The organism is Streptomyces sp. NPDC127092 (assembly GCF_042722475.1).
In the GTDB taxonomy this organism is placed as follows: Bacteria; Actinomycetota; Actinomycetes; order Streptomycetales; family Streptomycetaceae; genus Streptomyces.
The window spans coordinates 46,444-68,410 of record NZ_JBHXFE010000041.1; the positions used below are offsets into that span (position 1 = coordinate 46,444).

Annotated in this window: 22 protein-coding genes and 1 riboswitch; of the genes, 11 read left to right on the forward strand and 11 right to left on the reverse strand. The window is 74.5% G+C overall.

What is annotated here, in order from left to right:
* Positions 1–45 precede the first annotated feature (45 nt).
* Genes amaP through ACFWJO_RS28760 form a run of 5 tightly spaced genes read right to left on the reverse strand, consistent with a single transcriptional unit; the run spans position 46 to position 2,319 of the window.
* The gene (gene amaP / locus ACFWJO_RS28740) at positions 46–633 is read right to left on the reverse strand and encodes an alkaline shock response membrane anchor protein AmaP (protein WP_386869725.1); all 588 of its coding nucleotides are present in this window, start codon (positions 631–633) and stop codon (positions 46–48) included.
* Positions 634–637: 4 nt separating this feature from the next.
* Positions 638–1,270, reverse strand: coding sequence for a DUF6286 domain-containing protein (locus tag ACFWJO_RS28745; RefSeq protein ID WP_386869727.1), 633 nt, complete (start codon positions 1,268–1,270; stop codon positions 638–640).
* The gene (locus ACFWJO_RS28750; protein WP_386869729.1) at positions 1,267–1,635 is read right to left on the reverse strand and encodes an Asp23/Gls24 family envelope stress response protein; all 369 of its coding nucleotides are present in this window, start codon (positions 1,633–1,635) and stop codon (positions 1,267–1,269) included. The genes ACFWJO_RS28745 and ACFWJO_RS28750 overlap by 4 nt, the downstream gene beginning before the upstream one ends.
* A gap of 6 nt (positions 1,636–1,641) precedes the next feature.
* The gene (locus ACFWJO_RS28755) at positions 1,642–1,833 is read right to left on the reverse strand and encodes a hypothetical protein (RefSeq protein WP_384413197.1); all 192 of its coding nucleotides are present in this window, start codon (positions 1,831–1,833) and stop codon (positions 1,642–1,644) included.
* A gap of 30 nt (positions 1,834–1,863) precedes the next feature.
* Complete coding sequence (locus ACFWJO_RS28760; protein ID WP_384413195.1) at positions 1,864–2,319, reverse strand: Asp23/Gls24 family envelope stress response protein; 456 nt, start codon at positions 2,317–2,319, stop codon at positions 1,864–1,866.
* A 94-nt stretch (positions 2,320–2,413) separates the two neighbouring features.
* Here ACFWJO_RS28760 and ACFWJO_RS28765 point away from each other — a divergent pair, with 94 nt between their 5' ends.
* Positions 2,414–3,055 (forward strand): hypothetical protein, encoded by a 642-nt coding sequence (locus ACFWJO_RS28765; RefSeq protein ID WP_386869731.1) that lies wholly within the window; start codon positions 2,414–2,416, stop codon positions 3,053–3,055.
* 115 nt (positions 3,056–3,170) lie between these two features.
* On the opposite strand, the gene ACFWJO_RS28770 is transcribed toward ACFWJO_RS28765, so the two are convergent.
* The 3 genes from ACFWJO_RS28770 to ACFWJO_RS28780 all read right to left on the reverse strand — a co-directional run bounded on the left by ACFWJO_RS28770 (position 3,171) and on the right by ACFWJO_RS28780 (position 6,295).
* Positions 3,171–3,980 carry an enoyl-CoA hydratase/isomerase family protein gene (locus tag ACFWJO_RS28770; protein WP_386869732.1) on the reverse strand — a complete coding sequence of 270 codons (810 nt, stop codon included), beginning with the start codon at positions 3,978–3,980 and terminating at the stop codon, positions 3,171–3,173.
* Positions 3,981–4,121: 141 nt separating this feature from the next.
* Positions 4,122–4,343, reverse strand: coding sequence for a helix-turn-helix domain-containing protein (locus tag ACFWJO_RS28775; protein ID WP_006123601.1), 222 nt, complete (start codon positions 4,341–4,343; stop codon positions 4,122–4,124).
* Between the two features lie 353 nt (positions 4,344–4,696).
* Positions 4,697–6,295, reverse strand: a complete 1,599-nt coding sequence (locus tag ACFWJO_RS28780) for an ABC-F family ATP-binding cassette domain-containing protein (RefSeq protein WP_386869734.1) — start codon at positions 6,293–6,295, stop codon at positions 4,697–4,699.
* A 257-nt stretch (positions 6,296–6,552) separates the two neighbouring features.
* Here ACFWJO_RS28780 and ACFWJO_RS28785 point away from each other — a divergent pair, with 257 nt between their 5' ends.
* Positions 6,553–7,443 carry a neutral zinc metallopeptidase gene (locus ACFWJO_RS28785; RefSeq protein WP_386869736.1) on the forward strand — a complete coding sequence of 297 codons (891 nt, stop codon included), beginning with the start codon at positions 6,553–6,555 and terminating at the stop codon, positions 7,441–7,443.
* Positions 7,444–7,539: 96 nt separating this feature from the next.
* Positions 7,540–7,941, forward strand: coding sequence for a VOC family protein (locus ACFWJO_RS28790; RefSeq protein ID WP_386869738.1), 402 nt, complete (start codon positions 7,540–7,542; stop codon positions 7,939–7,941).
* A 45-nt stretch (positions 7,942–7,986) separates the two neighbouring features.
* Here ACFWJO_RS28790 and ACFWJO_RS28795 read toward each other — a convergent pair whose 3' ends face one another.
* Both ACFWJO_RS28795 and ACFWJO_RS28800 read right to left on the reverse strand, forming a co-directional pair.
* Positions 7,987–9,369, reverse strand: a complete 1,383-nt coding sequence (locus tag ACFWJO_RS28795; protein WP_386869740.1) for a hypothetical protein — start codon at positions 9,367–9,369, stop codon at positions 7,987–7,989.
* A 203-nt stretch (positions 9,370–9,572) separates the two neighbouring features.
* Positions 9,573–10,700 carry an alpha/beta hydrolase gene (locus tag ACFWJO_RS28800; protein ID WP_386869742.1) on the reverse strand — a complete coding sequence of 376 codons (1,128 nt, stop codon included), beginning with the start codon at positions 10,698–10,700 and terminating at the stop codon, positions 9,573–9,575.
* Positions 10,701–11,049: 349 nt separating this feature from the next.
* Here ACFWJO_RS28800 and ACFWJO_RS28805 point away from each other — a divergent pair, with 349 nt between their 5' ends.
* The 7 genes from ACFWJO_RS28805 (at position 11,050) to ACFWJO_RS28835 (ending at position 19,551) form a co-directional block, all read left to right on the forward strand.
* Positions 11,050–12,327, forward strand: coding sequence for an anion permease (locus tag ACFWJO_RS28805; protein ID WP_386869744.1), 1,278 nt, complete (start codon positions 11,050–11,052; stop codon positions 12,325–12,327).
* Between the two features lie 16 nt (positions 12,328–12,343).
* Entirely contained in the window at positions 12,344–12,565 is a 222-nt protein-coding gene (locus ACFWJO_RS28810) for a hypothetical protein (RefSeq protein ID WP_128976692.1), read from the forward strand.
* A 186-nt stretch (positions 12,566–12,751) separates the two neighbouring features.
* Positions 12,752–12,824, forward strand: a riboswitch (cobalamin riboswitch).
* Positions 12,825–12,878: 54 nt separating this feature from the next.
* Positions 12,879–13,862 (forward strand): cobalamin biosynthesis protein, encoded by a 984-nt coding sequence (locus ACFWJO_RS28815; RefSeq protein WP_386869746.1) that lies wholly within the window; start codon positions 12,879–12,881, stop codon positions 13,860–13,862.
* The gene (locus ACFWJO_RS28820) at positions 13,859–15,367 is read left to right on the forward strand and encodes a cobyric acid synthase (protein WP_386869748.1); all 1,509 of its coding nucleotides are present in this window, start codon (positions 13,859–13,861) and stop codon (positions 15,365–15,367) included. Before ACFWJO_RS28815 ends, ACFWJO_RS28820 begins: the two co-directional genes overlap by 4 nt.
* Before the next feature lie 55 nt (positions 15,368–15,422).
* Positions 15,423–17,501: a putative cobaltochelatase gene (locus ACFWJO_RS28825; protein WP_386869750.1), complete on the forward strand. Its 2,079-nt coding sequence runs from the start codon at positions 15,423–15,425 to the stop codon at positions 17,499–17,501.
* On the forward strand, positions 17,501–18,109 hold the full coding sequence (gene cobO, locus ACFWJO_RS28830) for a cob(I)yrinic acid a,c-diamide adenosyltransferase (RefSeq protein WP_384413162.1): 609 nt from the start codon (positions 17,501–17,503) through the stop codon (positions 18,107–18,109). Before ACFWJO_RS28825 ends, cobO begins: the two co-directional genes overlap by 1 nt.
* Positions 18,103–19,551 (forward strand): cobyrinate a,c-diamide synthase, encoded by a 1,449-nt coding sequence (locus ACFWJO_RS28835; RefSeq protein ID WP_386869752.1) that lies wholly within the window; start codon positions 18,103–18,105, stop codon positions 19,549–19,551. Before cobO ends, ACFWJO_RS28835 begins: the two co-directional genes overlap by 7 nt.
* 2 nt (positions 19,552–19,553) lie before the next feature.
* Here ACFWJO_RS28835 and ACFWJO_RS28840 read toward each other — a convergent pair whose 3' ends face one another.
* Complete coding sequence (locus ACFWJO_RS28840) at positions 19,554–20,333, reverse strand: ZIP family metal transporter (RefSeq protein ID WP_386869754.1); 780 nt, start codon at positions 20,331–20,333, stop codon at positions 19,554–19,556.
* A 78-nt stretch (positions 20,334–20,411) separates the two neighbouring features.
* Between ACFWJO_RS28840 and cobC the strand changes: the two genes are divergently transcribed.
* Positions 20,412–21,953, forward strand: a complete 1,542-nt coding sequence (gene cobC, locus ACFWJO_RS28845) for an Rv2231c family pyridoxal phosphate-dependent protein CobC (protein ID WP_386869766.1) — start codon at positions 20,412–20,414, stop codon at positions 21,951–21,953.
* The last annotated feature ends 14 nt before the right edge of the window (positions 21,954–21,967 follow it).

A 21,967-nucleotide genomic window follows, 5' to 3' on the forward strand; every position in this document is an offset into this window, starting at 1 on the left:
CCCGGGGCCGGGGCGGAGGCGGAGGCCGCCAGGGCCTGTCCGGCCCTAGGTCACCCGGCGGGCGCGGTGCTTGACGGCGCGCAGCCGGGCCTCGGTGGGCAGGGCGGAGAGACCGGCGGACGTACGGGCGTTGCCGAGGGCCTGGGCCGACAGCGTGGTCAGGGCGTCGGCCGGGGAGGCATAGGGCTCCAGCTGCAGGGCGACGCGGGTCCGGGGCGCGGTGCGGCGGCCGGTGAGCGCGACGCGGGCCCGGGCCACGCCCTCCTGGGCCGCCGCGTCGGCCTCCAGGACGCCCTCCAGGGCCCGGCCGCGCACCACGGCCTCCTCGCCGTCGCCGCTGTCGACCAGGACCTCGCGGAGCCGGGCCCGCCGGAACTGGGCGATCAGCCACCACAGGGCGAGCAGCACGACGAGTCCGAGCACGGCGATGACGACCGGCCACCACCAGCCCTCGTCGCGCCAGCGCTGGCGCTGGGAACGGGTCAGCAGCACGTCGTCGGGGCCCGACCAGGGCCACCAGGACGGTACGGACAGGTCGAGGCCGGCCGCGAGCACCGCGCCGCCGACGACGAGCAGCAGCAGTCCGGCGAGGGCCAGCACGATCCGGTTGACGCGCCGGAGCACCCGGGTCACCGCGTCACCCCTTCCTGGGCGGCCGGGCCACCCGTACGGTCAGGGCCGGCGGGTGTGCGAGCCCCAGTTCGTCGATGCCACCGGCGAGGACGGTCTCCAGGTCGGCGCGGACCTCGTCGAGTTCGCGGAAGTGGGAGACGGCCCGGACGCGCACCTTGGCCCGGCCGGTCCTGACCTTGACCGACTGGACGCCGGACACCTCCATGGCGCGGTCGCGCAGCGCGAGACCGGCGGCCTCGCGGTCGAGCCCGGCGCGGACGTCGGCGTGCTCGCGCCGCATGGGCAGCACGGACCGCAGTCCCGGCGTGAGCGCCAGGACCAGCAGCCAGATCCCGAGCACGGCCGCGACCGCGGCTCCGGTGAGCACCCAGACGTCGTCGAGCGGCCGGGTGGCGAGGCCGTCGGCGAGGGAGCGGCGCCAGGCCATGGCGCGGTGCTCGGCCCGTACGGCCGCCACGTCGTACAGCAGCAGTCCGGCGCCGCCGAGGACGACCACGGCGAGGATCGCGGCCGGAATCCGCCGCACGGCCCAGAAACGGCGCACGGGCTTGCCCGGGGCCTCGGCGGGCTCGTCCTTCGCGAGCACGGGCACCGGCTCCGGTTCGGGTGGGGTTCCCGTCTCGGGCTGGGTGGTCATGTCAAACGTCCCCGCTTCCGGTCGTGGGCCGTGTGCGCCGAATGCAGGCGTTCGACGTGGACGGCGACCTCGTGGACCTCGATGCCGGTCAGGGTCTCCACCCGTTGCCGGACCCGGCCGCGCACCGCGCCGCACTGGCGGCCGATGTCGGCCGGATAGTCCAGCTCGACGCTGACCGAGACCCGGGCGACGTCCCGGTGGACGACCACCGACGCCTGCGGCGGGTGGCCGTCCTTCGGGACGGCGTCCATGGCCTCGCGGGCCGCCCGGGCCGCGATCTTGGCGACCACCCGGTCGGCGATCGTCGTCGCTCCCCGGGCGGCCGGACCGACCCGCTCCTCGCGTTGTGCCACCAGCTCGGGCACCGCGGGTCACCGCCGCCGGTCGCCGCGCTCGCGGCCCCGGAACAGGTCGCCGGGTTCGAGGTCGCCGTCGAGGAACCGCCCGACGACGAAGCCGACCGCGCCCAGCGCCGCGATCAGCAGGAAGGCGCCGAAGCCGCCGAAGTACCCGGCGAAGCCGAGCGCCATGCCGGCCAGAAGGCCGACCACCGCCATGCTCATGTTGAGCCCTTTCCGCCGGCCGGTCAGCAGCTACTGGAGCCGCGACTCCGGCTCTTCTTCCTCTTCGTCCGGCAGCTTGACGTCGCTGACCGCGATGTTGACCTCGACGACCTCGAGGCCGGTCATCCGCTCGACGGCGGCGATGACGTTCTCGCGGACCGCGCCCGCGACCTCGGAGATGGAGACTCCGTAGTCGACGACGATCTCCAGGTCGAGCGCGGTCTGCACCTCGCCGACCTCGGCCTTGACACCCCTGGTGACACCGGACTTCGCACCGCCGCCGCCGGGTACGCGTTCGCGGACCGCACCCAGGGTGCGGGAGAGACCGCTGCCCATGGCGTGGACGCCGACGACGTCGCGGGCGGCCATGCCCGCGATCTTCTCGACGACGCCGTCGGCGATCGTGGTACGGCCCCGGGACGCGGGATCGCCGCCGCCGCGCTTCGTCACCGGGTTCTGCTGGTCGGACTGCGCGCTGTCAGCCATCGCCATCCGTCCTTCCGTGAGGCTTTTGCCCTTGTTCGACCCACACTAAGGTCGCTTGCCCCGTCTTGCGCCGGGAATGCGGCAGGCTGGAGCAATGACGACGGACCGGTTGTTGCCGCTCGGCGAGGCGGCGGACGGCGCGTGGATCGCGGAACGGACGGTAGGGACGGCGCTGCTGGCAGCGGCCCGTGGGGTAGGAGGCGTGGCGCCGGAGCGCCCGCGCTTCCGGCTCGCGGAGGGCAGCGCCCCGCAGGGCGGCGCCGCGCCCTTCCCCGTGCCACCGAGCGGGCTGCCGCCCGCCCCGCTGCGCATCACGCTGGAATTCGCGGCCCTGGCGGGCCGCCCGCTGCCGGAGCTCGCGGACCGGGTGCGGGCCGCGCTGCTCGAGACGGCGGAGGGCGCGCTGGGCCTTTCGGTGGCGGAGGTGGACCTGCGGGTGACGGACGTCCTGGAGGCGCTTCCGGATTTCCCCGCCCCCGCTGGGCCGCCCGGGGGAATCTCGCCGCCCGCTCCCGACGATCCCGCCGCGCTCGCGGCCCTCGCGGTGCCGGGCGTGGCCGGCCTGACCGACACGTTCGGCGGCCCGGTCACGCGGACGGACCGGGGGGTGCGCGTCGAGGTGGCGGTGACGGCGGGCCGGCGGCCGCTCGACGTGGCCCGGGCCCTCCGTACGGCCGTGACCGCCGCCGCCCCGGGGGCGACGACGGTCACGGTGGTGGTGTCGGAGGTGCGGTGAGGGCCGCTCTCATACGGCCGGCGGCCGCTCTCGTACGGCCGGCGGCCGACCTCATACGGCCGGCGGCCGGTTCCTCACGGCCGGCTGGCGACCGCTCGGGGCCGGCGGCCGGTCCTCAGTCGCCGAGGCCCGCGAGGTCGCGCAGCCGGCGGGCCTGGGCGGCGCGCTCGGCGGCGCGCTGCTCCTCGTACGAGCGGCCGGAGACGCCCTGGAGCAGGGCCTTGGTCTCGATGACGGCGGAGCGCGGCGCGGCGAGCAGCGCGGTGCTCAGGTCCCGTACAGCGCCGTCGAGTTCGGCCGCGGGCACGGCGAGGTTGGCGAGGCCGATGCGCTCGGCCTCCTCGGCGTGGACGAAGCGTCCGGTCGCGCAGATCTCCAGGGCGCGGGCGTAGCCCACGAGGGAGACGAGCGGGTGCGTGCCGGTGAGGTCCGGCACGAGGCCCAGGCTGGTCTCGCGCATGGCGAACTGCACGTCGTCGGCGACGACCCGCAGGTCGCAGGCCAGGGCCAGCTGGAAGCCGGCGCCGATGGCGTGTCCCTGGACGGCCGCGATCGACACGATGTCGCTGCGGCGCCACCAGGTGAAAGCCTCCTGGTACTCGGCGATGAGCGCGTCGAGCTCCGCGTCGGGCCCGTGCGCCATCTCCAGGAAGGACGGCTCTCCGTCGAAGCCCTCGGGCGTGAACGCCTGCCGGTCGAGCCCGGCGGAGAAGGACTTGCCCTCACCGCGCAGGACCACGATCCGCACGCTGCCCGGCAGTGACCGGCCGGCCTCCGTCAACGCCCGCCACAGAGCGGGAGACTGGGCGTTGCGCTTCGCCGGGTTGGTCAGGGTCACCGTGGCAACGGCGTCCTCGACGGTGAGCCGTACACCGTCCTTGTCGAAAACGATCTCTCCGTGCTCGGAGTCGTCGAGCGTAGTCATGGGGCGCCTCCCGGTTACGGTGCAGCACTGCAGCACTGGTGTGTCAGATGCTAAGTGACTGCACAGTAACCACCCGGTCGACCGCACGGTCGACCGGGTGGCCACCGAAAGACCCGGTGGACCGACCAAGCCGCCCCGATGTCAGGCCGAGGCCGCCTTCTTGCCCCGTGTCGCTCCGCCGCGTCCGCGCAGCGTGACTCCGGACTCGCTGAGCATCCGGTGGACGAATCCGTAGGAGCGGCCGGTTTCCTCGGCCAGCGCCCGGATGCTCGCACCGGAGTCGTACTTCTTCTTCAGGTCTGCCGCGAGCTTGTCGCGCGCGGCGCCGGTCACCCGGCTGCCCTTCTTCAGAGTCTCGGCCACCCGTGCCTCCTCATGGGAAGTGCGCTCTGGACTTCTCATGATCACCCCTCCCGGACGTCCTGGCCACCCATTCGACAAGGTCCGTGCGGACAGCTTGGCGCGGGCGGAAGCGACCGACACGACCGGAATTGATCGTTCCGCAGGCTGCGGAACCGGCTCCGGAGCCACCTCCGCCGGGAAGTCCCAGGTCAGCGCCATCGTCGGCGGACGAGTGCGGCGCGAGGCCTGGCGGAAGGATTCCGCAGGCCTCGCTCCGGGGGTACGAGATGCTCTCACTCAGATGAAGGATCACCCATGAGCCGAATGATCCAGCCCGGCATGATCAACCGGACCGTCGCACCACGCCGGCCGGATCAGGCCAGGGCCACGAGGTCGGCGTAGTCCGCGCCCCACAGGTCCTCGACGCCGTCCGGGAGCAGGATGATCCGCTCCGGGTCGAGCGCCTCGACGGCGCCCTCGTCGTGGGTGACGAGCACGACCGCGCCCTTGTACGTGCGCAGCGCGCCGAGGATCTCCTCGCGGCTGGCCGGGTCGAGGTTGTTCGTGGGCTCGTCGAGCAGCAGCACGTTCGCCGAGGAGACGACCAGGGTCGCGAGCGCGAGCCGGGTCTTCTCGCCGCCGGAGAGGACCCCGGCCGGCTTGTCGACGTCGTCGCCGGAGAAGAGGAAGGAGCCGAGCACCTTGCGGACCTCGACCAGGTCGAGGTCGGGCGCGGCGGAGCGCATGTTCTCCAGGACCGTGCGCTCCGGGTCGAGGGTCTCGTGCTCCTGGGCGTAGTAGCCGAGCTTGAGGCCGTGACCGGGGGTGACCTCGCCGGTGTCGGGCTTCTCGACGCCGCCGAGCAGCCGGAGCAGGGTGGTCTTGCCGGCGCCGTTGAGGCCGAGGATGACCACGCGCGAGCCCTTGTCGATCGCGAGGTTCACATCGGTGAAGATTTCGAGCGACCCGTAGGACTTGGACAGGCCCTCCGCGGTGAGCGGGGTCTTGCCGCAGGGCGCGGGCTCGGGGAAGCGCAGCTTGGCGACCTTGTCGGAGACCCGGACCGCCTCCAGGCCGGAGAGCAGCCGCTCGGCGCGCTTGGCCATGTTCTGGGCGGCGACGGTCTTGGTGGCCTTGGCGCGCATCTTGTCGGCCTGCGAGTTGAGCGCGGCGGCCTTCTTCTCGGCGTTCTGGCGTTCGCGCTTGCGGCGCTTCTCGTCGGCCTCGCGCTGCTGCTGGTAGAGCTTCCAGCCCATGTTGTAGACGTCGATCGTCGAGCGGTTGGCGTCGAGGTAGAAGACCTTGTTGACGACGGTCTCGACGAGGTCGACGTCGTGGGAGATCACGATGAAGCCGCCGCGGTACGTCTTCAGGTAGTCGCGCAGCCAGACGATCGAGTCGGCGTCGAGGTGGTTGGTGGGCTCGTCGAGGAGCAGGGTGTCGGCGTCCGAGAACAGGATGCGGGCGAGCTCGATCCGGCGGCGCTGACCACCGGAGAGGGTGTGCAGCGGCTGGCCGAGGACCCGGTCGGGCAGGCCGAGGGCGGCGGCGATCGTGGAGGCCTCGGCCTCGGCCGCGTAACCGCCCTTGGTGAGGAACTCGGTCTCCTGGCGCTCGTACTGCTTGAGGGCCTTCTCCCGGGTCGCGCCGCTGCCGTTCGCGATGCGCTCCTCGTTCTGCCGCATCTTGCGGATGAGGACGTCGAGGCCGCGGGCGGAGAGGATGCGGTCGCGGGCGAGCACGTCGAGGTCGCCGGTGCGCGGGTCCTGCGGCAGGTAGCCGACCTCGCCGGAGCGGGTGATGGTGCCGCCGGCCGGCTGGCCCTCGCCCGCGAGGCACTTGGTGAGGGTGGTCTTTCCCGCTCCGTTGCGGCCGACGAGGCCGATGCGGTCGCCCTTGGCGACGCGGAAGGAAGCGGACTCGATGAGGACGCGGGCGCCGGCGCGCAGCTCGATGCCGGAAGCGGTGATCACGGACAGACTCCAGGGCGGTGGGAAACGGCGGAAAGACGGCTGAAAAGGGCTTCGACGCCGCTAATGCACGGGGAGAATGGCCATGCGGCCAGTCTAACGGGCGCTTGCAACTGCTTTTAGGCCACAGATCACAGGTGACGTAACCCACACTCATCCGCACAGAAGCCCGCTTGCCCGACTTACCGCGCATGCCACGCAAAAGGGGTGAAGCACTCCGCGCCGCCCGATACTCGGCACAGACGCGGAGGGCGGTGGCCATGCAGTTCGACGACGACGCCAACCTGGACACCTCGGAGGTCAAGGACGTCCGGGGCAGCCGGGTCCCGGGCGGCAGGGCCACCGTCGGCGGCGGGATCATCGGGCTGATCGCCCTGGTCCTGGGCGTGCTCTTCGGGGTCGGCCCGGACCAGCTGGGCCTCTCCTCCGGCGGTGACGAACCGGCCGCCACCTCCTCGTCCGCCGCCCAGGTGGCACAGACCTGCAGGAAGGGCTCGGACGCCAACACCCGCGAGGACTGCCGGATCGTGGCGGTCGTCAACAGCGTGCAGGACTACTGGCGGTCCGAGTACGCGCGGCGCGGCGGGCGGTACGGCGCCGCGTCCACCGTGATGTTCAGCCGGAGCGTGCCGACCGCCTGCGGCACGGCGAGCTCGGCGGTCGGGCCCTTCTACTGCCCCGGCGACCGGCAGGTCTATCTGGACCTCGGCTTCTTCGACGAGCTGCGCACCAGGTTCGGCTCGACCGGCGGACCCTTCGCCCAGGCGTACGTGGTGGCGCACGAGTACGGGCACCACGTGCAGAACCTGATGGGCACCCTGGCCCGCGCCCAGGACGGGCGGACCGGGCCCGGCTCCAACGCGGTGAAGGTGGAGCTCCAGGCCGACTGCTACGCGGGCGTGTGGGCGCGGCACGCGACGAGCACGCCCGACGACCGTACCGGCCGCCCGCTGCTCACCCGCCTCACGGACCAGGACATCCGCGACGGCCTCGACGCGGCGGCCGCGGTGGGCGACGACCGGATCCAGGAGCGCTTCCAGGGCCGGGTCACCCCGGAGAACTGGACGCACGGCTCGGCGGCGCAGCGCCAGCAGTGGTTCTACGAGGGCTACCGGACGGGCGACATGGCGCGGTGCAACACCTTCCGGTGAGCCTTCCGCCGCCTCCCCCGGGTCGCCGGTCCCGGCTGCCAGACTGAGACCCGGCTCACACGGACGATCCGGGTCCCACGAGAGGAAGTGATCGGGATGGCCGAGGCCCCCGACATCTGTCCGGCACTGACGTACGACGACGCGAAGGCCGCGATCAGGCAGCTCACGGAGGCGTTCGGGTTCACCGTGGACGCCGTGTACGAGGGCGAGGACGGCCTGGTGGCGCACGCCGAGCTCTCGTACGGCAACGGGAAGGTGATGCTCGGCAGCAAGGGCACGGGCAGCGAGTTCGACAAGCTGATGGCCGGGGCGGGACCCACCGGGGTGTACGTCCACGTGACCGACGTGGACGCACACCACGAGCGGGCCGTCGCGGCCGGCGCGGAGATCGTGATGCCGCCGACCGACCAGGACTACGGCTCGCGGGACTACATCGCCCGGGACGCCGAGGGCCACATCTGGAGCTTCGGGACGTACGCCCCCGGCGTCACGGGCTGATCCGGCCGGTCGGGCCCGGTCCGGCGGCCCCGGCCGGGCCCGCGCTCAGGCCCCGCCCGTGTGGACCTGGAAGGCGGCCCTGCGGACCGCCTTCGCCAGGGCCGGGTCGGGGTGGGCGGCGGCCAGGGCGACCAGCACCTGGACGGTGCGCGGGTGGCCGACGGCCCGGACCTCGTCGAGCAGGGCCGGGACGGTGCCCTGGACGGCGGAGTCGAGGTGCCGTACGAGCAGCGCGCTCTCGCCGTGGTCGGCGACGGCGGCCGCGGTGTCCACCCACAGCCAGGTCGCCTCCTCGCGGGTCAGCACCTCGGGCGCCTCGTCCGGGTCGGCGCCCTCGTACTCGGCGAGCCAGAGCAGCGCGTACGGACGGAGCGAGGCCTCGGCGAGGGCGGCCCGAACCTCGGACTCGGCGGGCGCGCCGACGACCCGCAGGGCCTCGAAGGCGAGGCCGCGCAGCAGGGCGTCCTCGCCGCGGGCGACGGCGAGGAGCTCCGCGACGGCGCTGGAGAGGGTGCGGGCGGCGAGCCAGGCGCGGTACTCGTCGCGGGCCGGTCCCGGGGTGAGCCGGGCGCAGCCGCGCAGCATGTCCTCGGCGGACTGCTCGATGTTGCCGGCCGGGCTCTGGGCGGCCACGCAGATCTGCTCCAGCTTGACCCAGACCGCCCAGTTGCCGAGCGGGGTGAGGGTGGCGTGGCGGCCGTCGGCGCTCGCGCCGAGGGTGAGCGCGCCGACGGCGGCCAGGCCCTCCAGGGCCCAGTCGAGGAGTGCGGGCAGGCCCTCGGCCGCGGGGGCCGGTTCGGCCGGGGCGCCGGGCTCGGGCACCTCGCAGCGCTCCTCGCGGAGCTCGTGGACGCGCTGCTCGAGCAGGTCGAGCAGGACGGTCACGGTGACGGGCCCGGCGGAGAGCTGGAGCAGCGAGAGGACCTGGGGCACGGCCTCGACGACCTCGGCCACGGCGCCGGGCGCGACGGCCTCGGGCGCCGGGTGCACGAGCGACCAGGCGTCGAAGAGGGCGACCCAGCCGCGCAGCACCGCGGAGTCGTCCCGGTCCCAGGCGTGCAGCCGCCAGCCGGGGCGGGCGAAGTCGCCGTGCAGTTCGACGAGTCCGGCGAGCCGGGCCCGGTCCCAGCCGGCCCGGACCTGTCCGGGGGTCAGGTGGAGTGCGGCGGCGGCCTTTTCGCTGTCCGGTGGTGCCGTCTCGGCCCGCCGCCCGTCGGCGGCCCAGCGGGCGATCCGTACCGCGTCGGCCAGCACGGCGCGCGCCTGGCGGGCGAGTTCCGCGCGGGGCGGTGTCCCCTCGGGCGGCCGCGGGGCGGGGCGGGTGCGCCGCGCCGTCACGGCCTTTCGTGCGGTGGCGAGGGCCCCCGGACGGACGAGTCGGAGTCTGGAGTTGCGCGCGAAGTGTTCATCGGGCTTTCGAGACGTCACGGAGGGCAGTCTTCCCGCTGACGGCCCGAAAGCCCAATCGGAATCGGCAACGCCGCCGCGGGGCCCCCGGCTTCGGGGCGGCGAAGGCCGGAGAGGCCCTGGGCGTGTCCGGTGACTCGGGGCCGGAGAGGCCCTGGGCGTGTCCGGTGACTCGGGGCCGGAGAGGCCCCCGGGGGGCTCCGGTGGCTCGGGGCCGAGAGGCCCTAGACGAGCGGGGTGAGGAAGCGGCGGAGGGCTTCCTCGTAGCGGAGCGGGTCGGCGTTCCACATGGCCGCGTGCGGGGCGTCGCGGACGGTGGTCAGGGTGACGAGGTCGGGGCGGAGCTCGGAGAGGCGGCGGGAGCGGTCCGCGGGGGCGACGGTGTCGTCGGGGCCGTGGAAGAGGAGGACCGGGACGCGCAGGGCGTCGGGGTCGGCGGCCTCCTGGAGGCGGTCGCCGTGGAGGCCGGTCCTGCCCTGGGCGGCGCGGACGGCGAGCGGGAGCAGCGGCGCGGGGACCCGGCGCGCGGCGGCCAGGTTGCGCAGGGTGGCCTCCCAGTCGAGGACCGGGGAGTCCAGGACGAGGCCGCGGACGCGGTCGCGCATCCCGGAGCTCGCGGCGGCGTGCAGGGCCATGGCCGCGCCGGTGCCCCAGCCGTGCAGGACGACGTTCGCGGCGCCGCGGCGGACCGCGTAGCGGATGGCGGCGTCGACGTCGCGCCACTCGGAGTCGCCGAGGTGGGCGAGCCCGTCGGGGGCGGCGGGCGCGCCGGCGTCGCCGCGGTAGGCGGGGATCAGGACGGGGACCTGGCGGCGGTGGAGGAAGGGGAGCAGGTTGAGCGGGTGCTCGCGGGTGGTGCCGAGGCCGTGCAGGGCGATCACCCAGGTGGCGCGTGCCCCGTGGACGTACCAGGCGGGCAGGGGGCCGAGCTCGCCGGGGATGTCGACGTCCTCGTGGGGCAGGCCGAGGGCGGTCTCGGGCGTGCCGCAGTGCAGCTGCGGGGTCAGCCGGACCTTGACGCCGGGGCCGAGGGTGCCGAGCTCGACCCGTTCGAGCCGGCGGACCACGGTGTCGGCGGTGTGCGGGACCCGGTCGAGGACGGGGCCGATCACCGCGTGCAGGCCGGGGCCCTCGATCCCGTACGTGCCGGGGCGCAGGGAGGCCAGGCTGCGGGTGAGGGTGATCCGGCCGGGTCCGGTGGCGTGCACGGTGAGTCTCGGATCGCCGGGGAAGGGGCGTCCTGACGGCACCCGGAGGGCGGCGTCGCTGGCGTACCGGCCGGCCGCCACCGCGGCCGCGCCGAGGACTGTCACTGTGGTGACGGCCGCTGCCGTCGCTGTAGCCGGGCGCACGCTCCCAGTGTCGGCAGCGGGGCCGTCCCCTGCCACCGGGCGGGCCCTCCTTCGAGTGACGTGCGTCTCCTCGGCGGGTCCTCCGTGCGGCTGAACCGTGCCGCGTGGTGTCCATGGGCTGATACGGGGCGGCGGAGGGGGAAGCGGCGCGCGGCGCGCGCGTGCCGGGAACGCCCGGATTACCCGGGGTCGCAGGTGACCACATCGTGGACACTCGGATGAGCCGGCGCGGAAGCGGAACCTCCGGACACCGCTTAGGGACACCACGGCGCCCGGCCCAGTTCACCTTCCGTTCACCCAGGTTGCCTACGTTCGACGAGCCACTGACGTCAAACGATTGCCTGGGTAAATGGAACACATCACGCTGCTGCTCGCGATTGTGGTCGTGACAGCTCTCGTGTTCGATTTCACGAACGGTTTCCACGACACCGCCAACGCGATGGCGACGACCATCTCGACCGGTGCCCTCAAGCCCAAGACGGCGGTGGCCATGTCCGCCGTGCTGAACCTGGTCGGCGCTTTCCTGTCGGTGGAGGTCGCCAAGACGATCTCCAAGGGACTCGTCAACGAGGAAGGCATCCAACCGGAAGTCATCCTCGCGGCGCTCGTCGGCGCCATCCTCTGGAACCTGGTGACCTGGCTGGTCGGACTGCCGTCCAGTTCCTCCCACGCCCTCATGGGCGGTCTCATCGGTGCGACGATCGCCTCGATCGGCCTCAGCGGTGTCAACGGTGACGTCGTCGTCACCAAGGTGCTCATCCCGGCCGTCGCCGCCCCGCTCGTCGCCGGCATCGCCGCGATGCTCTCCGCCCGTCTGACGTACCGCCTCGACAAGAAGGCCGACAAGAAGACGACCGCCAAGGGCTACCGCGCCGGTCAGATCACGTCCGCCGGTCTCGTCTCCCTCGCGCACGGCACCAACGACGCCCAGAAGACGATGGGCATCATCACCCTCGCGCTGGTCGCCGGCGGCGTCCTCGCCCCCGGCTCCAACCCGCCCGTCTGGGTCATCGTCTCCGCCGGTCTGGCGATCGCGCTCGGCACCTACCTCGGCGGCTGGCGCATCATCCGCACCATGGGCAAGGGCCTGACCGACCTCCACCCGCAGCAGGGCTTCGCCGCCCAGACCAGCGCGGCCACCGTCATCCTGGCCTCGTCCCACCTCGGCTTCTCCCTGTCGACCACGCACTCCGTCTCCGGCGCCGTCATGGGCGCGGGCCTCGGCCGCAAGGGCGGCGTCGTCCGCTGGTCGACCGCCACCCGGATGTTCGTCGCCTGGGGCCTGACCCTTCCGGCCGCGGGCCTGGTCGGTGCCGGCTCCGAGTACGTCGCCCGCCAGGGCGACTGGGGCGTCTACGTCGTCGCCGCCTTCCTGGTCGCCTCCTGCATCGGCATCTGGCTCGTCTCCCGCCGCCAGGTCGTCGACCACACCAACGTCAACGACGTCGAGACCGAGACCCCGGCCGCCACCGAGCCCGCGGGCGTCGTGACCACCGCCATGGCGGCCGTCACCCCGCCGCCGGCCGGCTCCGTCGCCGCCGTCACGGACGAGGACCTGAAGACCACCATCCCCGCCCCGAACCCCGCGGACCCCGCCGCTCCCCCGGCCCCCGCCGCCGCGGTCTGAGGAACTGGAACCAAGCATGAAGATCGACTGGGCAGCTCTCGGCTCCGTCTTCGGAGTCAGCCTCGTGGCGACCGTCGCCCTCGTGGGCCTGTTCACCCTCGGCATCGTCGGCCTCTCCAAGCAGGAGCAGGCCGCCGCCCAGGGCGGCTCCGCCACCCTGGCCCGCACCGGCGCCTACGCCTGCTTCGCCCTGTGCGCGGCGGCCGTGGCGTACGGCATCTACCTGATCGTCGCCTGACGACCGCCTGGCCGCCCTGCGGCCAGGCACGGCACGACCCTCCGGCCGGGCGGTCCGCACCTCGTGTGCGGGCCGCCCGGCCGTCGTGTTTGTGGCGCTTCGCACAGTGACCCGACGCAGGTCAAGGGTGAGTTGACGGGTGTTCGCGCAGCGTGGTGGACTGCCGGGGCCAATACGGCGGCAAGCAGAGGAAGTCCGGTGCGAATCCGGCACGGTCCCGCCACTGTGACCGGCCCCAGGGGCCGGGAGTCAGGAACTCTCGCCGCCGGTCACGTCGACCCAGGGCGCGGACCCTGAGTGAGGACACAGCGCCATGCCCGGCCGCGGCCCCAGACCTACCCGTCACACGACGGTCTTCGCGTACGGAGCGGCCGTCGGCCTCGCCGTCGACCTGCTCCTCGGCGATCCCCGCCGCGGCCATCCCGTCGCCGCCTTCGGCCGCGCCGCGGGCGCCGTCGAGCGCCGCCTGTGGCGCGACCACCGCGGCCGCGGCGCCCTGCACACGGCCCTCTGCGCCGGCGGCACGGTGGCGCTCGGCGCCCTCGCCGCCCGTACGGTACGGCGCAGCCGGGCCGCTTCCGTCGCGCTGACCGCCGCCTCCGTGTGGGCCGTCGTCGGCGGGACGACCCTGGGCCGTGAGGCGCGCGCCATCGGCGGGGCGCTGGAGGCCGGGGACCTGGAGGTGGCCCGGGAGCGCATGCCCCACCTGGTCGGGCGCGATCCGCAGGCCCTGGACGGCCCGGCGATGGCCCGAGCCGTGGTCGAGTCGGTCGCCGAGAACACCTCCGACGCCGTCGTCGGCGCCCTGTTCTGGGGCGCGGTCGCGGGCGTGCCCGGGCTGCTCGGCTTCCGGGCGGTGAACACGCTGGACGCGATGGTCGGGCACAAGTCCCCGCGCCACCGGCGCTTCGGCTGGGCCTCGGCCCGCCTCGACGACCTCGCCGGCTGGCCGGGCGCCCGGCTCACGGCCGTGCTCGCCGCGGCGGCGGGCGGGAACCCGCGCGGAGCGGTGCGGGCCTGGCGGGAGGACGCCGGGAAACACCCCAGCCCCAACGCGGGACCGGTGGAGGCCTCCTTCGCGGGTGCGCTGGGCGTACGGCTCGGCGGCACCCTCTCGTACGGCGGGCGGGTGGAGCACCGGCCCGTGCTCAACGGGGCCGGGCGGGCCGTCGAGGTGACCGACATCGACCGGGCGGTACGGCTGTCCCGCCGGGTCACCGGACTGACCCTGGCCGTCTGTGTGGGCGGCCGGATGATCGCGGACGCGGTGAGCGCGAGGAAGCGGAGGAGCGCATGAGGGGCGGGGGGCTGCTGGTCGCCGGGACCACGTCCGACGCGGGCAAGAGCGTCGTCACCGCCGGCATCTGCCGGTGGCTGGTCCGGCAGGGCGTCAAGGTGGCGCCGTTCAAGGGGCAGAACATGTCCCTGAACTCCTTCGTGACCCGGGAGGGCGCGGAGATCGGCCGGGCGCAGGCCATGCAGGCGCAGGCCGCGCGGGTCGAGCCGAGCGCGCTGATGAACCCGGTGCTGCTCAAGCCCGGCAGCGACCGGTCGAGCCAGGTCGTGCTGATGGGGAAGCCGGTCGGCGAGCTGAGCGCACGCGGCTACCACGGGGGGCGGCAGAAGGAGCTGTTCGAGCCGGTGCTCGCGTGCCTGGAGGAGCTGCGGAGCACGTACGACGCGGTGATCTGCGAGGGCGCCGGAAGTCCGGCCGAGATCAACCTGCGGCGCACCGACATCGTCAACATGGGCATCGCGCGGGCCGCGCGGCTGCCCGTCGTCGTGGTCGGCGACATCGACCGGGGCGGCGTCTTCGCCCAGTTCTTCGGGACCACGGCGCTCCTGGCACCCGAGGACCAGGAGCTCGTCGCGGGCTACCTGGTGAACAAGTTCCGCGGCGACGTGACGCTGCTCGAGCCCGGCCTGGACATGCTGTCCGGCCTCACCGGACGGCGGACCTTCGGCGTGCTCCCGTACGCGCACGGCCTCGGCATCGACGAGGAGGACGGCCTGCGGGTCTCGCTGCGGGGCGCGGTGCGCGAGTCGGTCGTGGCGCCGCCGCTCGGCGAGGACGTGCTGCGGGTCGCCGTCTGCGCCGTACCGCTCATGTCCAACTTCACCGACGTGGACGCGCTCGCCGCCGAACCGGGCGTGGTGGTGCGCTTCGTGGACCGCCCGGAGGAGCTGGTCGACGCCGACCTGGTCGTGGTGCCCGGCACCCGCGGGACCGTCAAGGCGCTGGCCTGGCTGCGCGAGCGCGGCCTGGGCGAGGCGCTGGCCCGCCGTGCGGCCGAGGGCCGCCCGGTGCTCGGCATCTGCGGCGGCTTCCAGGCGCTCGGCGAGCGCATCGAGGACGAGGTCGAGTCGAGGGCCGGCACGGTCGACGGGCTCGGACTGCTGCCCGTACGGGTGCGGTTCGCGCCCGGGAAGACCCTGGCCCGGCCGGTCGGCGAGGCGCTCGGCGAGCGGGTCGAGGGCTACGAGATCCACCACGGGGTGGCCGAGGTCCTGGGCGGCGAGGCGTTCCTGGACGGCTGCCGGGTCGGCGCGGTGTGGGGCACCCACTGGCACGGCTCGCTGGAGAGCGACGGCTTCCGCCGGGCGTTCCTGCGGGAGGTCGCGGCGGCGGCCGGGCGCCGCTTCGTCCCGGCCCCCGACACCTCGTTCGGCGACCTCCGCGAGGAACAGCTGGACCGCCTCGGGGACCTGATCGAGGAGCACGCCGACACGGACGCGCTGCTCCGGCTCATCGAGAAGGGCGCGCCGGAGGGGCTGCCGTTCGTGCCGCCGGGGGCGCCGTGACCGCCCGGAGCCGCCCCGCCCCGACTTCCGTACCTCTCGAAGGAGTGACCACCCGATGAGCACCCGCTATCCGTTCACCGCCGTCGTCGGCATGGACGACCTGCGGCTCGCGCTGCTGCTGAACGCCGTCAGCCCGGCGGTGGGCGGTGTGCTGGTCCGGGGCGAGAAGGGCACCGCCAAGTCCACGGCGGTCCGCGCGCTCGCCGAGCTGCTGCCTTCCGTGGCCGTCGTCGCGGGCTGCCGCTTCAGCTGCGACCCGGCCTCGCCCGACCCGGGCTGCCCCGACGGACCGCACGAGGACGCCGGTGCCGACGCGCGCGCCGCGCGGATGGTCGAACTGCCCGTCGGCGCGTCCGAGGACCGGCTCGTCGGCGCGCTGGACATCGAGCGGGCCCTCGCCGAGGGCGTGAAGGCCTTCGAGCCGGGGCTCCTCGCCGACGCCCACCGGGGCATCCTCTACGTGGACGAGGTCAACCTCCTCCACGACCACCTGATCGACCTGCTGCTCGACGCCGCCGCCATGGGTTCCTCGTACGTCGAGCGCGAAGGCGTCTCCGTGCGGCACGCCGCCCGCTTCCTGCTCGTCGGCACCATGAACCCGGAGGAGGGCGAGCTGCGGCCGCAGCTGCTCGACCGGTTCGGGCTGACCGTCGAGGTCGCAGCCTCGCGCGAGCCCGGGCAGCGGGTGGAAGTGGTGCGGCGCAGGCTCGCGTTCGAGGACGACCCGGTCGCGTTCGCCGCGCGCTGGGCGGACGAGGAGCGCGCCCTGCGCGAACGGATCGTCGCCGCGCGGGAGTTGCTGCCCCGGGTGGTGCTCGGGGACGCGGCGCTGCTGCAGATCGCCGCGACCTGCGCCGCCTTCGAGGTGGACGGCATGCGCGCCGACATCGTGATGGCCCGTACCGCGACGGCGCTCGCCGCCTGGGCCGGGCGGACCGAGGTGACGTCGGACGACGTGCGGCAGGCGGCGCTGCTCGCGCTCCCCCACCGGCGGCGGCGCAACCCGTTCGACGCGCCCGGTCTCGACGAGGACAAGCTCGACGAGACCCTGGAGAGGTTCAAGGGCGAGGAGCCGGACGAGGACCCCGAGCCCGACGGTCCGGACGGCCCGGGTGACGGGGGTCCCGGCGGCCCGGGCGGTGTGCCGCCGCAGGGCGAGGGGCCCGCGTCCGAGAGCACCGCGTCCGGGAACGATCCGGCGCCCGAGAGCGAGCCGGCCCCCGGGGAGGCCCCGGCTCCCGCGGCCCAGGAGGCCGGCCCGGGCTCGCGTCCCGGCGCCGGCGAGCGTGCCGCCGTCACGGCCGGCGAGCCGTTCCGTACCAGGATGCTGAGCGTGCCCGGCCTCGGCGAGGGCGCGGCCGGACGCCGTTCCCGGGCCCGTACCGAGCACGGCAGGACCACCGGTGCGACCCGGCCGAAGGGTGCGCTGACCAAGCTGCACCTGGCGGCGACCGTGCGGGCGGCGGCTCCGCACCAGAAGGCGCGCGGCCGGACCGGCCGGGGCCTGGTGGTGCGGAGGGACGACCTGCGGCAGGCGAGCCGCGAGGGCCGCGAGGGCAATCTGGTCCTGTTCGTGGTGGACGCCTCGGGCTCGATGGCGGCCCGGCAGCGGATGGGCGCGGTCAAGGGCGCGGTGCTGTCGCTGCTGCTCGACGCCTACCAGCGGCGCGACAAGGTCGGTCTGGTCACCTTCCGGGGGCGGGCGGCGGAGGTCGCGCTGCCGCCGACCTCGTCGGTGGACGCGGCCGCGGCCCGGCTGGAGCAGCTGCCGACCGGTGGCCGTACGCCGCTGTCGGCGGGACTGCTGAAGGCGCACGACGTGCTGCGCGTGGAGCGGCTGCGGGACCCGTCGCGGCGGCCGCTGCTCGTGGTGGTCACCGACGGGCGCGCGACAGGCGGCGGCCCGGACCCGGTGGGGCTCGCGGCGCGTGCCGCGCGGCTGCACGCGTCCGAGGGCACGGCCGCGGTGGTCGTGGACTGCGAGGCGGGACCGGTGCGGCTGGGGCTCGCCGGGAACCTCGCCCGTGAACTGGGCGGCACCGCCGTCACCCTCGACGAGCTGCGCGCCGACTCGATCGCCGGGCTCGTCAGAAACGTACAGGGCAACCACTCTGCCGCCAGGAGGGCCGCGTAATGCCTAAGGGACAGCCGACCGTCGTTCCGGACGACGGACTGACCACCCGTCAGCGCCGCAACCGTGCGCTGGTGATGGTGCACACGGGCGTCGGGAAGGGGAAGTCGACCGCCGCGTTCGGCATGGCGCTGCGCGCCTGGAACCAGGGCTGGCCGATCGGGGTGTTCCAGTTCGTGAAGTCCGCCAAGTGGCGGGTCGGCGAGGAGAACGCCCTGAAGGCGCTCGGCGAGACCGGCAAGGGCGGCACGGTCGTCTGGAACAAGATGGGCGAGGGCTGGTCCTGGATCCAGCGCGAGGTCGCCGAGGGCGAGCAGTCGCACGAGGAGAAGGCGCGCGAGGGCTGGGAGCAGGTCAAGCGGGACCTGGCCGAGGAGAAGTACAAGTTCTACGTCCTCGACGAGTTCGCGTACCTGCTGCACTGGGGCTGGATCGACACGGCCGAGGTGGTGGAGGTGCTGCGCGACCGTCCCGGGCAGCAGCACGTCGTCATCACCGGCCGCAACGCGCCGCAGGAACTCCTCGACTTCGCGGACCTGGTGACCGACATGTCGAAGGTGAAGCACCCGATGGACGCGGGTCAGAAGGGCCAGCGGGGCATCGAGTGGTAGCACGTCTCGTCATCGCCGCCCCGTCCTCGGGCGCGGGCAAGACCACGGTCGCGACCGGCCTGATGGCCGCGTTCGCCGGCCGTGGTCTGGCGGTCTCGCCGCACAAGGTCGGGCCGGACTACATCGATCCGGGCTACCACGCCCTCGCGACCGGCCGCCCGGGCCGGAACCTCGACGCGTACATGTGCGGTACGGAGCTGGTCGGGCCGCTCTTCGCGCACGGCGCGCGGGGCTGCGACCTGGCGGTCGTCGAGGGCGTGATGGGCCTGTACGACGGGGCCGCGGGCCAGGGGGAACTGGCGTCCACCGCGCAGGTGGCGAAGCTGCTGCGGGCGCCGGTGGTGCTGGTCGTGGACGCCTCCTCGCAGTCCCGGTCGGTGGCCGCGCTCGTGCACGGCTTCGCGTCCTGGGACCCGGAGGTGCGGCTCGGCGGGGTGATCCTCAACAAGGTCGCCACCGACCGGCACGAGGCGCTGCTGCGGGAGGCCCTGGAGGAGTCCGGCGTGCCGGTCCTGGGCGTGCTGCGGCGCGCGCCGGCGGTCGCGACGCCGTCGCGGCACCTGGGCCTGGTGCCGGTCGCGGAGCGGCAGGCGCAGGCGGTGGAGGCGGTGGCGGCGCAGGCGGAGCAGGTCCGCCGGGGCTGCGACCTGGAGGCGCTCCTGGCCCTCGCACGGTCGGCGCCGCCGTTGCGCAACGAGCCGTGGGACGCCGCCGGGTCGTGGGCGGGCGTTCCGCCGGCGGCCGCGCCGGGGCGAAGCTCCGGGGGAGGAACGGGTGGGCACCACCCGGCCGACGGGCCGCAGCCGGCCGACGGGCCCGGCCCCAGGCCGGTCGTCGCCGTCGCGGGCGGCGCGGCGTTCACGTTCTCGTACGCCGAGCACGCGGAGCTCCTGACGGCGGCGGGCGCGGAGGTCGTCACGTTCGACCCGCTGCGGGACGAGGCCCTCCCCGAGGGCACCCGCGGCCTCGTCATAGGCGGCGGCTTCCCCGAGGTGTACGGGGAGGAGCTGTCCGCCAACGAGCCGCTGCGGAAGGCGGTCGCCGGGCTCGCCGCGTCGGGCGCGCCCGTCGCCGCCGAGTGCGCCGGGCTGCTGTATCTCGCGCGGTCGCTGGACGGGCGGCCGATGTGCGGTGTGCTCGACGCGGACGCGCGGATGACGGAGCGGCTCACGCTCGGGTACCGGGACGCGGTGGCCGTGAGCGACAGCGTGCTCGCGGCGGCCGGGACGCGGATGCGCGGGCACGAGTTCCACCGGACCGTGATCGAGCCGGGCGCCGGGGCGCGGGCGGCCTGGGGGCTGCGGCAGCCGGAGCGCCGTGTGGAGGGCTTCGTCCGGGGCGGCGTGCACGCCAGTTACGTCCACACGCACTGGGCGGGCGCCCCGGAGGCCGCCGCGCGTTTCGTCGGGCGCTGCGTGGCCGGCGGCGGGCCGGGCGCGTGAGGTCAGCCGCCGGAGAGGCCCACGACGAGCCAGATGAAGGCCACGCCGGCCACCGTGCACAGCAGGGTGGTGCGGGCGGGGTGTTCGTGGTGGGCCTCGGGCAGGATCTCGGCGGCGGCGAGGTAGAGCAGGGCGCCGCCGAAGAACCCGAGATAGCTGCCGAGGAGTTCCTCCGGAAGGGTGAACAGGGTGGCGAGGCCGGCGCCGGCGACCGGGGCGGCCGCGTCGGCGACGAGCATGGCGACCGCCCTGCGGCGGGCGTTCCCGTACAGGCTGGCGATCGTGTAGGTGGTGAAGCCGTCGGCGAAGTCGTGGGTGACGACGGCGAGCGCGACGGTGGCGCCCATGCCGCCGCCGACCTGGAAGGCGGCGCCGAGCGCGATGCCGTCCATGAGGCTGTGCAGCACCATGGCCGCGGCGGCGGTCAGCCCCACCTGGGGGACTCTGCCCCCCGTCGCCCGGTCGCCGTCCCCCGCCGGGGCGCCGTGCGCCGCGCCCCAGTACTCCTCCACGCCGTGGGCCGCGCGGCGGACGGCGAGGAGACGTTCCACCACGTGGGCGAGGAGGAAGCCGCCGACGAAGAGCAGCAGGGCCTGCGGGACGCCGAAGACCTTCCGGTCGGCCGCCTCCAACGCCTCGGGCAGCAGGTCGAGTCCGACCACGCCGAGCATGAGCCCGCCGGCGAGGCCGAGGACGAGGTGGCGTCGGTCGGTGACGCGCTGGGCCGTCCAGCCGCCGAACAGCGTCATGAGGAACGCGCCGAGCGCGACGACTACAGCCATGGGCCTTTGCTATCGGATGGCGCCTCCTCCGCGCACCTCGGACCCGCGGTCGTGGTGGGTGTCGGGGCCCGGTCGGGCGTGGCGGCGGACGAGGTGCTCGGGCTCGTCGGCACCGCGCTCGGCGAGGCGGGTCTCACGGCCGGGGACGTGACGGCGCTCGCGACGCTGGACGCCCGGGCGGCGGAGCCGGGGATCGCCGGGGCGGCGGCGCGGCTGGGGGTGCCGGTGCGGGCCTTCGGGAGCGAGGAGCTCGCGGCGGTGGCCGTACCGCATCCGTCGGCGGCTCCGCTGGCGGCGACGGGTACGGCCTCGGTGGCGGAGGCGGCGGCGCTGCGGGGGGCGGGGCCGGGTGCGGTGCTGCTGGTGCCGAAGCGGAAGGGCAGGCGTGTGACCTGCGCCATTGCCCGTTCCATACCACTTCGTCCGAACGAAGACTCCCCAGGCGCACGGTTGTTGCCCGATACTCACGGGTACATCGCTGGCGAACCCCCCTCTCCCTCCACAGGCACCATCCCCCTCCCCATCCCCACCCCCCACACGACGGCGGCCATGGACATCCACACTTCTGCGGACACTTCCGCTGACGCGCACGACCTGAGACACCACGGCGACGCCGAGGTCCGGGACGAGAAGCTGATCGACCTCGCGGTCAACGTGCGGACCCACACGCCGCCGGCCTGGCTGCGGGAGCGGATCGCGGACTCGCTGACGGGGCTCGCCGCCTATCCGGACGGCCGGGCGGCGCGGGCCGCGGTCGCCGAGCGGCACGGTCTGCCGGCCCGCCGGGTGCTGCTCACGGCGGGCGCGGCGGAGGCCTTCGTGCTGCTCGCGCGGGCGCTGCCGGTGCGGCGGCCGGTGGTCGTGCACCCGCAGTTCACCGAGCCGGAGGCGGCGCTCCGCGACGCCGGGCACGAGGTGGAGCGGGTGCTGCTGCGCGAGGAGGACGGCTTCCGGCTGGATCCGGCGGCGGTGCCGGAGGACGCGGATCTTGTCGTGATCGGCAATCCGACCAATCCCACGTCGGTGCTGCACCCGGCGGCGGCGATCGCGTCGCTGGCCCGCCCGGGGCGGACCCTGGTGGTGGACGAGGCGTTCATGGACGCGGTGCCGGGCGAGCGGGAGTCGCTGGCGTCGCGGACGGACGTGCCGGGTCTGGTGGTGCTGCGGAGCCTGACCAAGACGTGGGGTCTCGCGGGTCTGCGGATCGGTTACGTGCTCGCCGAGCCGGAGACGGTCGCCGAGCTGGAGCGCGTACAGCCGCTGTGGCCGGTGTCGACGCCGGCGCTGGTGGCGGCGGAGGCGTGCATGACGCCGATGGCGCTCCTGGAGGCGGAGGAGGCGGCGCACCGGATCGGGGTGGAGCGGGCGCATCTGCTCGCGGGGCTCGCGGAGTTCGACGAGGTGCGGGCGGTCGCGGCGGCGGAGGGCCCGTTCGTGCTCGTACGGATCGAGGGCGCGGACGCGGTACGGGACCGGCTGCGGTCGCTGGGCTTCGCGGCCCGGCGCGGTGACACCTTCCCGGGGCTCGGCCGGGACTGGCTGCGGCTCGCGGTGCGGGACCGGGTGACGACGAACCGGTTCCTGCAGGCCCTGGACCAGGCGCTGTTGATGCTGGGCTGAGCGGCGAGGGGTGG